Source organism: Photobacterium sp. GB-210, from assembly GCF_003026075.1.
In the GTDB taxonomy this organism is placed as follows: domain Bacteria; phylum Pseudomonadota; class Gammaproteobacteria; order Enterobacterales; family Vibrionaceae; genus Photobacterium.
On sequence record NZ_PYNU01000002.1, the window covers coordinates 453138 to 465076 of the forward strand.

Sequence of the window (11939 nt, forward strand, 5' to 3'; positions counted from 1 at the left end):
ACTTAGAGAGTGATCTTTTTTAAATTCAATAACAAATAGACGTCTTATGCTTTATTGCTGTGAAAATGAAAACGCTTATGAAAATATTCTTTTAGGTGTTCTTCCATTTCATGTACTTTTGCATCAATCGCATCACACAAGACTTTATCGTTATTCATGGCATTAATACGATCAGTTACCATTGCTTCAATCGCTTCTTTTTGCGCATCTGTTAGTTCTACTGGGTTTGCATTTGTCATTATTTTTATCCTAGTTATAGCTCGATAGAGCAATAGCAGAAGGGCTAAGTTGCCAAATTTTATTCATAATAGCGATATTGGTCTGGGGTTGGAATAACTGTAATCAGAAATTGCTTATCTGTACATTTCGATTAGTTGTGATTTCAATATCCTCTCAATCTATTATGTGATTTAACTCTCACTATTGGACTTTATTGAAAGCTTGCGCGTAAAATAGCCGTCCTCACATTTAATGCGGTTATACAAGGTACAATTGTTGATGAGCAATGTTGCGAAAACTAAGAATTTTGAGTTATTGGCACCCGGTGGCGATATCGAATCTATTAAAGCTGCCATTGCTGCTGGCGCTGATGCAATTTATTGTGGTTTAGATAGCTTCAACGCTCGAAATCGAGCCACTAACCTTACCTTTGATGTATTAAGTGGCATTATTCGTTTAGCACATCAGAACAATTGTAAGATTTTTCTTACCTTAAATATCGTCGTATTAGATAGTGAAATTCCTGCGGTTATTCGCTTATTGAATAAGTTGGTGAACACCAAGGTTGATGGTGTGATTTTGCAAGATTTAGGCTTGTTCCACATCATTAAAGAATATTTTCCAACTTTAGATGTCCATGCTTCAACTCAAATCAATACCCATAACGATGGTCAAATTCTGTTTTTAAAACAGCTTCAAGCAAGCCGTGTTAACTTATCTCGTGAATTGAACATTCGTGAAATTAAGCATCTGGCTCAATTTGGACATCAACATGATGTCCTTATGGAGGTGTTTGTTCATGGTTCTTACTGTATCGGTTTCTCTGGTTTGTGTTACATCAGCTCAGTGAAAAATGGTAACTCGGGTAACCGTGGGCGTTGTAGTCAACCATGCCGTGATCAATACCAAACCACTGCCGCGGGTAAAGATTTCCCATTGAATATGAAAGATAACTCAGCTTTTTCGAATATGGTTGAGCTGGCTGATGCTGGGGTATATTCACTGAAAGTGGAAGGGCGAATTAAGAAATCACACTACGTGTATACCGTGGTCGATCAATGGCGTCAGCAGATCGATCGTTACTGTGAGCAAAAGCCGTTACTAACTGATACAACGTCACTGTTTACGGTCTTTAACCGCGATTTTTCTAACTCGTATCTCCAAGGTGATATCAATAAGAGCATGTTTATTGATAACCCTCGTGATAACTCTGTGAGTCATTTTACTCAGGTCTATCAAGCAACCACAATTGATGCAGTAAATGGCGTAAAACAGAAATTGTACGATGACAAAACAGCGATTATTAATACCGTTGAAGATGTCACGAAAGCCATGGATGTTAGCTCGCTACCCATGACCATGATTTTTAGCGGTAAAGAGGGTCAATGTTTAACGGTAATAGTGACAACGCCTGATCAAACGATAGAGTTACAATCAGAGTCAGCACTTATTCGTGCACAAAAACACGTATTAACTCATGAGTTATTAGAAAAACGTTTTCAAAGTTTGGCTAATGAAGGTGAGTATCAGATCACCCATGTTGATATTTCAGGATTAGCCGAAAATACGTCAGTTCCTTTTACGGAATTAGCACAATTAAAAGAACAAATTGGTTATCAGTTAAATGGTGAAAAAGCGTTAGTAGCGCCGATTGATACGCCAAAACCACGTAATAGTATCAATCACCGTAAACCAACAGGGATCACGCCAGAGCTGGCGATATTGATTTCTGATCCAAGTGATGTGGTATTAAATCAAGATAATAATGCCGTGCTGTATTATACCATTCCTGAAGGTTTAGCGATGGAATTGGAAAAAACGGTAGCATTATTTGAAGCACATCCTCATCTTGTGCCATGGTTCCCTGCGATCTTAATTGGTGAAAATTACCAAGCGGCAGTGGCGTTTATTGAGCGTGTGAAACCTAATTGTATTGTGACGAATAACAGTGGTATTGCGCATGTGGCTTATCAGCAGGGTATTGATTGGATTGCAGGGCCTTACTTGAACTTAACTAACTCATTTAGCCTACAGTGCATTGCTGATGAATTTAATGCGAAGGGGGCATTCGTTTCTAACGAGATCAATCGTAAGCAAATTAACCCAATGGTATGCCCTGAAAACTTTGAATTACATTACAGTATTTATCATCCATTAATGATGTTAATGAGCCGCCAGTGTTTATTCCATCAAACCGTAGGTTGTAAGAAAAAGCATTTTGATAATAAGTGTCTACGTAAGTGTGATAAGTCAGCGTCTATCTTGAGTTTAAAAGACGCCTCGTTTGTATTGGATAAACAAAGAGGCGCGCATAATGCGCTATATAGCCAGCAAAACTATATGAATTTACAGGCGGTTACAGATTTTCCTGATAAGTTTACTCGCTTTATGATCGATCTCCGTGATATTAAAACGGAAACGGAAGTAAATGCTGATAAAGCAATGTTAGTCTCTTTGTTTAATGCGTATATTCATGGTGATATCAATGCGAGAGCAACATTAGAGCAAACCATTATTGGCACTATTTCTCAGCAATATAAAAAAGGTCTGTGATTCAGATAAATAGGATATTTCATGGTAGATGTAAAAATTGTTGCTTTTGATGATGCGAATAAAGAGAGTATTCGCTTAGTACGTGAGCAGGTGTTTATTAAAGAGCAACAAATTGATCCTGAAATTGAGTTTGATGGCTTAGATACACAAGCGGTGCATGTACTTGTGGTCGATGGTGAACAGCCATTAGGCACGGGGCGCATTCTTGCTGATGGTCATATCGGTCGTATTGCTATCATGAAGGCTGCACGTGGGCAAGGCTTAGGTGTCAAAGTCGTCCAAGCTTTAGTGAACTATGCTAAACAGCAAGGTTATCCCCGAGTAGACTTAGGCGCGCAAACCCATGCTGTCGATTTTTACCGTAAACTGGGTTTCACTCCATACGGTGATGAATTTATGGAAGCCAATATTCCTCATCAGGCAATGGAGCAGAGGTTAAACAATAACTAACGTTATAATGTTTTGTTTAAGAAAATAAAAACGACCTTAATTTAAGGTCGTTTTTTGCATTAAAAGTATTATTCAGCAGATTGCGCTGTAAAGTTTCCAAATTGTACTAAGCCGTAGCCTTTACAGAAAGTACGAAACTCATCCACTAGTTGTAGTGTTTTTATTGCTCCCCATTCTAGCTGAATTGCGTGGTTTCGCCATGAAGCGTTATAAGTAACGATAATACAGTCTTCAACGGTAGTATCGCCCATTTTAAATGATGTTTTATCAATAACCGTTAGCTTTTGATAATCTGACTTATTTGTAATTTTGCCAACTTCGATTTTTGGATCGTTAGTGCTAAGAACTGTACTTGTGTAGATATCAGCACGAGACATACTTACGCCAATTTGTGCTAATGGGTATGAAGACGATGTAGTAAATTCATTTTTGTAAGTGGTAATAATCGGCGCTTCACCCCAGTCACTTAAAACAGTACGTTTATGTGCTAATGGTGAGGTTGTGCGATCTTCCCATGTTGTTGACCAAACAAGTTTTTCATTCGAGAACTCTTCTTCCTTATATTCTCTTCCAGTTTCGTCATAAGATATTTTATACGTGCTGGCAATGCCATTTTCATCCACAGGAGCGGCTAAAGTTACAACACGATTAGGTACTGCATTAGCATAATCATCAATGTTAATAAGATCGCTCTGATCTTGGATTAGGTTACCTTTATCATCAATAACCGTTTTACCGTTAATTTTAATCTCGCCATGAACATCGAGTGAAGCAGCAGAAGCGGCAGTTGATAATCCTGTCAGCAGAGCAATTGCAGAAAGAGGAAAAAGTTTAGTCATTATCAATGTCCTTATTTGATGATTAAATTGCCTTTAATCGTTAAATCCTTGTTTAAAACGTATGTCTCACCATCGGCAAGATCTAGTGTTATGGTTTGATCTTCTTTTATCTCTCCATTTTCAGCTATGTATTTGTCAAAGCCTTCAACTGAAGAGAATGTCTTATCTTTTTCAACTGGGACTTCAACTGGTGTCTCGGTTGGTGTCTCGGTTGGTATAGTGGTTGTGGATTCAGAACTTGAACCGTTACAACCTACGAGCAACAAAGTTGATAAGATGAGAGCGTATTTATCACGCTTACTGAACATGGCGTACCCTTATTAACTTAATGGTCTTGATAAGATAAATGTTAAAGAGTACAAGTAAATATGCGCTATTTACACATTGTTAACTATGTCATAACTTTTAATTTTCATTATTTATAAATTCGACACGTACAAAAAAACATACTGTAAATAATTGTTATTTTTCATTTATTGATGGAGTGCTGAATGTAAATAACTGTAAAGCAACATAGCTCTGACTTACCCTCACAAATATCCTTGTTAATATATAATTCTTTATAGGTATGTTTAGAGGTGCTGGCAATTAAGATAAGCGCCTTGCTTATATTGTTTAATTTCCAGATAAGTAGATGATAATGAAACATAAATACATTCCAGTCATAGTCTTCGCTGCTGTAAGTATTATGCTTATTGGTTGTAACCAAGAGATCCTGTCCGACTCTTCTCCTCATAAACAGCATTCATCGAAGGTCGTTCAAGTAGAGACCCAGCCCGTAACAGCTCGCACGTTGACGGAGCAGGTCATGGGCTATGGGGTAGTGAAAAGCCATAATTCGGTTGCGCTAAAAAGTTTAGAGACGAGTCAAATAACCGCTATCTACTTCAAGGCTGGGGAAGCAGTTAAGAAAGGCCAGCTATTAGTGCAGTTTGATCCTTCGTCGGCTAAAGCAAAAGTTGCACGAGATCAGGCACAACTTAACGCCACTAAACAAACATGGCTACGACAAAAAGAGTTAGTGAACAAAGGTGTCGTTGCGCGAAGTACTTATGATGACAGCGAAAGTGATTATAAACAGGCCTTAGCGCAACTAGAGCAAGATGAATCTCAACTTACAGAGTTGGCAATCAAAGCGCCATTTGATGGTGTGATCAGTCAAACTGATTTTCATGTTGGCGACGTGGTAACTGTGGGTAATCCCCTTGCAACCTTATACACCCCAGATCAATTGTCGATTGAATATCAACTGCCAGCAGCACAAAAACAAGATTACCGTCTTGATCAAACAGTGACGGTTTATTCAGAGCTTACACCTTCTAAATATGCTCACGGCACGGTAAGTTACGTGTCTCCAAATATTGCAATGGGCCTTGTGACTTTAAAAGCGCAGTTACCTGACGCGAAACAGTTTTCACCAGGGCAAAACGTGAAAGTTGTTCAGCAAACACGACAATTACTTCAGCAAGTTACGATTCCCACCTCATCACTTATCACCAATATTCAAGGCGCACAGGTATTTATTGTTGTGAACAATAAAGCCAGATTACGCGATGTTAAAGTCGGTCAGTACTACGACGGTTATGTACAGATTCTGTCTGGGTTAGCGGTAGGAGATCAATTAGTGATTAATGGACAAAACTACCTACGAACTGACCAAAAAGTGGAAGTCACGTCCGCGCAACAGCCAACGACACAATCATCATTACAGTCAGTAACGGCAGGTAAAAAATGAAATTAACGGAGCTGTGTTTACGCCGTCCGGTGTTATGTACTGTATTGTGGTTGATCCCTGTATTCATTGGTCTGATTTTTTGTCAAAAGTTGCCTTGGCGCTATACCCCACAAATTAGCCAATCCAAAATTCAAGTGACCGTCCATGATAGTGCGTTAGCGGCACAAAATATGATGACTGAAGTGTTGATCCCGATTCAAAATGCTATTGCTGGTACAGAGGGAATCAGCCATTTATCAGCGACTGCACGTCAAGGGCGAGGCAATATCATTATCGATGTCGCATCGAGTGTTGATGACAGTGAAATCGATACCTTAGTCAGTGAAATTCATAATGATATTGGTAATATTGAAAACAAGTTACCTGATGATATTTCGCCGAAAGTGACCAAATCAGACGATCAGGGAATGCCTGCGATGTTGATTGGTTTAACACCTGGCCCCCATCAAGCGGAATATGAATTTCACCAGTATGGTATTGATACGCTATTACCACAGTTAGAACAATTACCTGCCGCAGGCGCGGTAAGTGTAGCGCCAAGCTCTAGTCAATCAGTGTTGATCACCCTAAATCCCGATAAAGTGTATTACTATGGTTTGACGCTGAATAATGTGATTAACAAAATCACTGACGTAAACAGCATTACAGCGATCAGCGGAAAAACATCCGGTACAGAAAGCCAGTATCAGTTGGTCTCAACTGGGGCGATTTCAAGTCTTGATGATATTAAAAAGACCATTATTGCGACTTATCAGCAGCAACCTATTCGATTAGATCAAGTGGCAGATATCACGATTGGTACGCCAAGTAGCCAACGTGAAGTGAAACCGCTGGTGGATTTCTCGAAGAAAAATGCCATGTTGTTTGTGTTAAATCCTCAGTACACCGCAACGGCAAACCCACTGGTACTCTCTGAACAAGTTCACGGCTTGTTAGATTCAATGACCTTACCAAGCGGCATGCAAGCGAAAGTCTTGCTGGATAAATCGACCTTTATTATTACCGCACTAGAAGATGTGTATATTGCGATCGGTCTAGCGGTAATACTGGTTGCGGGTGTTATCTGGTTATTCCTTGGTAATTTGCGTATTGCCTTGATTCCAATTGTGACTATTCCTGTCTGTTTATCCTGTTCGTTCATCATTCTTAAATTGGCAGGTTTTAGCATTAACTCTTTGACACTCCTTGCGATGCTATTGGCGGTAGGGCTGGTGGTGGACGACGCTATCGTAGTGGTCGAAAATGTCCACCGTCAATTGCGTTTCCATGATTCCGTATTTAAGGCAACAGCCATTGCGTGTCGCCAAATCGGTTTCGCTATTATTGCTACAACCTTAACTCTGGCTGCGGTTTATATACCGGTAGGTTTAGTCGATGGGATTACTGGACAATTGTTCCAGCAGTTCGCTTTTACTTTAGCGGGAACGGTGATTATTTCTGGTATTGTAGCGCTGACATTATCACCCATGATGTGCAGCAAAATGATGAATCATAAACCTGCAGGGCGTTTTGAAAATGGAGTGAATAAACAATTAGATCGCTTATCTAATGCTTATCATCGAATGTTATCAGTCACCATTGATTGGCGAAAAACGACCTTATTAGTGATGGTCGTTGTTTTGGCTAGTAGCTATTGGCCATTTACCCAAACGCCATCAGAAATGCTACCAGATGAGGATTCAGGGCAAATATTTTTATTTCAGCCCTTGGTGGGAAGTAGCGACGACACCAGTCAGCAAAAAATGATCGATAACATGAATACGCAGCTTAAGCATATTCCTGATATTGCGCATGTTGCGATTCTTGCTAGTACTGATTTTATTCGTGGTTTTGTGACCTTAAAACCGTGGCAAGAACGTGATTTATCAGCACAGAAAATCAGTGAAATGATCAATGCGCGATTAAAAGCGGGTGGCAACCGTGTTTATACCGGCGTTATTCCTGCAATTGAAACAGGTGGTGGTCGTCGTGGTAACAGTGGCGGTATCGATATCAATGTCAGTAGTAGTGTTGATGAGCAAGTGCTGGCAAAAGAGCTGACCGAAGTGACTTATAAAATCCAACAGTCACCGTTATTTTCTAATGCGCGTAGTAATCTTAAATTCGATCAGAACCAATTTAAGATTAATATTAATCGCGTATTAGCTTCACAATATGATGTGCCGCTCCGCAATATTCAGCAAATCCTCAAGTTGGCAATGAGTGGTAAGAGTTTCAGTAATGATATGAGCTATCAAGGAACCAATTATCCGCTGCATGTACAGTTGGAATCCTTGTTTACTCTGACGCCTGATTCATTAAAACAGCTGATGATTGCTAATAAGAAAGGGCAATTAGTGCCGATGTCTGCGTTGATTAGTATAGAGAATGAAGTAGGGCCACGCTCACTTGAGCAATATGACAGGGCGACCTCTGCCTCACTGGCTATTCGATTGGCTGATGGTGTCAGCATGGGCGAGGGCATTGCTGCCTTAAACCGTATGCTGCCAGATATTTTACCCACGAATGCTAATTACACCTATGTGGACGAAGCCAAACAGTACCTTGATGCAAACCAACAAATGCTGTTTGTATTTATCGCTGCATTAATCTTCATCTATATGGTATTGAGTGCGCAATTTGAGAGTGTCGTCGATGCGTTAGTGGTCATGCTATCACTCCCCATTACATTATCAGTGGCGCTATGGGCGTTGTATTTTAGTGATTTCACCTTAAATGTGTATTCACAAATAGGCTTAGTGACACTGATAGGTTTGATTTGTAAGCACGGTATATTAATCACTGAGTTTGCTAATGAATTACAAGCCGAAGGGTTAGCACCGCGAGAAGCGATCCTCAAAGCGACCAAAACCCGTTTGCGTCCAATATTAATGACTTCACTGACAATGATATTAGGCTCGTTACCATTATTGTGGGAATCAGGGCCGGGAGCTAATGCGATGGGCTCACTGGGGATCATTATTATCGCTGGTATGGCACTAGGTATTGTTGATCCATTATTTGTCGTGCCAAGTGTGTATTTGATGGTGCAAAAATTAAAGCGCAAAAAGAACATTAACGCTCACGAATCTTAACGCATCAGTGGTGCGTTAGAGATAAAGAAAAACGCAGCCAAGTTGGCTGCGTTTTGTTTTTATTATCTTGTCACCGAAAATATTTCAGCGTTTAAAGTGAATGGGTTCAATCACTCTTTTTTTGCATTCTCTTTTAAGAAATCAAGTACAAGCTTACGGTCTTTATCGTTTAGACCTGCGCGTGGGAACATACTTGTTGTAATACCTTTCCACTGCTTGTAAGTGAAGTCACTTGGGTGTGGTGCTGCGTGACATAGAGTACAGCTACCGTAGAACAGTTTCTCACCCGGTGATTGCTGTGGACCTTGCTCTGCTGCAACCGCTTTTAAGCGCTTACCTAATTGTAGTGACCAAATATCCACTTGGAATTTAGACTTAACAATTTGCGGTGGCTCATACGCTTTGTTTGGTGTTAGTACATCAGTACATTTCTTGAAGTAAGCCAAACAGGTATTAGCACTGGTTGCCTGTGCTAAACCACTACTTGTTTTACTGCTGGTTAGCATGTTGATAGAGCCGGAGTTACAACGGCCTTTCTCATCAAGCTGTAGCCATGCACCTTCGTGAATGTAAATAACACCTGGCATTGCTTCATCAGTAATGCGTGCACCCGCAAGTAGCGCACCACGGTCGTTGTACACTTCAATCACATCGCCATCTTTCACGCCACGTGCTGCCGCATCATCTTTGTTGATAAGCACAATCTGACGACCATCAACAGACTCGTAGCTATTCACATCAGCGTTAGCCATTTGTGAGTGTAGACGCATCCATGGGTGTGGGCTTAGTACGTGAACCTGATCTTTCTTCGCATTACCTAACCATTCAAATGGGGGCATCCATTGTGGCATGGGTGGACACTCAAAGGCTTTAAACTTCGCAAGTGTTTCACTGTAAAGTTCGATCTTACCACTTGGCGTATGAAGTGGGTTTTTCTCAGGATCGGCGTAGAAATCACCATGACGAACAAAGCTGTTAGCATCAGCAGGTGTTGATAGGTGAGTAATGCCGTTTTGCCAGAATGTTTTGAAGTCATCTGTCGCATCAGAAGCTTCGTAAGAGGCTCTAATGTGTTGGTACATGGTTTTACCGTCAGTAAACTCTTTATGTACGTTAAACATGAAGGCAAGACGAGAGAAGATTTCGTAATCGTCTAGGCTTTCACCTACAGGCTCAACCACTTTACGCATCGCATAAATTTTGTTGTTGCTGTAAGTACCACCAGAAGTGATGTCGTCACGCTCTAGTGTTGTTGTTGTTGGGAGCACGATATCTGAGTATTTCGCCGTTGCACACCACCAAGGGTCTTGACAGATAATGGTGTCAATATTCTCGTTAAGCGCTTGGATTAACTCATTAGTATCTTGCTGGTGCGAAAGAAGGTTGTTACCTGCGTTATAGATCAATTTCGCTTTTGGTAACGTTAGGTTCGCGCCATCACGGGTGTAGGCTTTACCTGGGTTTTTCAACATATCTGAAATCATAACAACCGGACATGTTTTAGTGATTGGGTTACGACCTTGAGATAGACCGATAGGCATACGCTTACCAGACGTTGGCATACCACCGTTACCATAGTGCCAGCTAAAGCCTGTCCCTTCACCCGGCTTACCAATCTTACCTGCAATCGCAGCAAAGTTGATGATAGACCAGTGGATCATTTCACCGTGATCAGCACGTTGTAGTGCCCAACCCGCTGCGATTTGAGTACGTTTAGTTACACAAAGCTCTGCAATTTCAACGATTTTAGCGGCAGGAAGACCAGTGATCTTTTCTGCCCACTCTGGTGTTTTCTCAATACCGTCTTCTTTACCCATTAGGTAATCAAGGTACTTATCAAAACCTACAGTGTACTTATCTAAATAAGCTTGATCGTTCTTACCTGTTTTACATAGGTGGTAAGACATCGCAGTAAATAGCGCAGTATCCGTGTTAGGACGGATATTGATCATTTCACTGTCAAGAGCTTTGTCCGTTTGGGTTTTCTGAGGGTTAATAGAGATAAACTTAATGCCTTTCTCTTTAAACGCTTCCCAGTGCTTTTGCATTGAGTGGTCTGCAACACGGAATTCAACACGGTTTGTTTTCCAAGGATCACAACCAATGAATAGAACAGCTTCTGTATTATCTTCTATGATTTTCCACGCGGTTTGTGGTGAGTACACTTCCATATCACCAATAACGTGAGGAAGAATAACTTCAGATGCACCAGCGGAGTAATCACCCGCACAGATACTTTGACCGCCAATAAGGTTAAAGAAACGACCTTGTAGGGTTTGTGGACGGTTAAGGCCACTGTGAGACCAACCACCGTAAGAAGAACTGAATACCGCTTCATTACCGTGATTTTCGATTGTACGCGCAATACAGAAAGCCGCTAGGGCAATTGCCGTGTCCCAATCAACACGAACAAACGGTTCTTTACCACGTAAATGCGGATTGTGATTGCCTAATGGATCTTCAAGCAGAGACTTACGCACCATAGGGTATTTAATACGTGTGTCAGAATAAGTACGGCTTAACACACCTTTAGTCAACATTTCTGTTGGGAATGGGTCAACGTCGTTCAGTGGTTGAACGCCAATTAACTTACCTTCTTTAACAACCGCTTTAAAAGGACCATAGTGAGATGCAGATGGAATAACTTGCGTGTCAGCCGCAAATACCTTGCCTGCAGGAAAAAGTGTGAGTCCGTTGGCAGCAATCGCGGTTGCTACCGAACCTTTTAAAAAGTTTCGACGTGATAGGGTCATGATTATATTCCGAAGACAGTCCGAGTTATAAAAAATTAAGGCAAAATATGCGCCCAATATTTATTCGGTATTGATGCCTATTTTTTTAATAATTCTTGATAGGCTACACGGAAATGAGAAATATATTATAGGGCCAAATGGAAAGTAAGTTTTCAAAAAAGATCACCTAAGTTTAATATGTTTAATGGTCGATATAAATCCTAGAATATTTAGCGCATTAAGCAAAGGTTAATTGAAAATCATTATCAATAGCGACCTTGTTAAGATGGTATAATAATAATTGTGACAAGCATTAACCTGACAATTAGTTGATTAT

8 protein-coding genes are annotated in these 11939 nt (G+C 40.6%); 4 read left to right on the forward strand and 4 right to left on the reverse strand.

Annotation, left to right across the window (positions count from 1 at the left end; translation table 11 throughout):
- Positions 1–44: 44 nt before the first annotated feature.
- Complete coding sequence (locus tag C9J38_RS05625) at positions 45–239, reverse strand: hypothetical protein (RefSeq protein ID WP_107206230.1); 195 nt, start codon at positions 237–239, stop codon at positions 45–47.
- Positions 240–498: 259 nt separating this feature from the next.
- On the opposite strand from C9J38_RS05625, the gene C9J38_RS05630 reads away from it, so the two are divergent.
- Positions 499–2772 (forward strand): peptidase U32 family protein, encoded by a 2274-nt coding sequence (locus C9J38_RS05630; RefSeq protein WP_107206231.1) that lies wholly within the window; start codon positions 499–501, stop codon positions 2770–2772.
- A gap of 21 nt (positions 2773–2793) precedes the next feature.
- On the forward strand, positions 2794–3222 hold the full coding sequence (locus C9J38_RS05635; protein WP_107206232.1) for a GNAT family N-acetyltransferase: 429 nt from the start codon (positions 2794–2796) through the stop codon (positions 3220–3222).
- 68 nt (positions 3223–3290) lie between these two features.
- Here the strand turns inward: C9J38_RS05635 and C9J38_RS05640 are convergent, their stop codons facing one another.
- Entirely contained in the window at positions 3291–4061 is a 771-nt protein-coding gene (locus tag C9J38_RS05640) for a hypothetical protein (RefSeq protein ID WP_107206233.1), read from the reverse strand.
- A gap of 11 nt (positions 4062–4072) precedes the next feature.
- Positions 4073–4369, reverse strand: a complete 297-nt coding sequence (locus C9J38_RS05645; RefSeq protein WP_107206234.1) for a hypothetical protein — start codon at positions 4367–4369, stop codon at positions 4073–4075.
- A 332-nt stretch (positions 4370–4701) separates the two neighbouring features.
- Between C9J38_RS05645 and C9J38_RS05650 the strand changes: the two genes are divergently transcribed.
- A complete protein-coding gene (locus C9J38_RS05650; RefSeq protein WP_107206235.1) occupies positions 4702–5796 on the forward strand; it encodes an efflux RND transporter periplasmic adaptor subunit in 1095 nt (364 codons plus the stop codon).
- A complete protein-coding gene (locus tag C9J38_RS05655; RefSeq protein ID WP_107206236.1) occupies positions 5793–8870 on the forward strand; it encodes an efflux RND transporter permease subunit in 3078 nt (1025 codons plus the stop codon). Before C9J38_RS05650 ends, C9J38_RS05655 begins: the two co-directional genes overlap by 4 nt.
- A gap of 110 nt (positions 8871–8980) precedes the next feature.
- On the opposite strand, the gene C9J38_RS05660 is transcribed toward C9J38_RS05655, so the two are convergent.
- A complete protein-coding gene (locus C9J38_RS05660; RefSeq protein ID WP_107206237.1) occupies positions 8981–11623 on the reverse strand; it encodes a molybdopterin-dependent oxidoreductase in 2643 nt (880 codons plus the stop codon).
- Between the last annotated feature and the right edge of the window lie 316 nt (positions 11624–11939).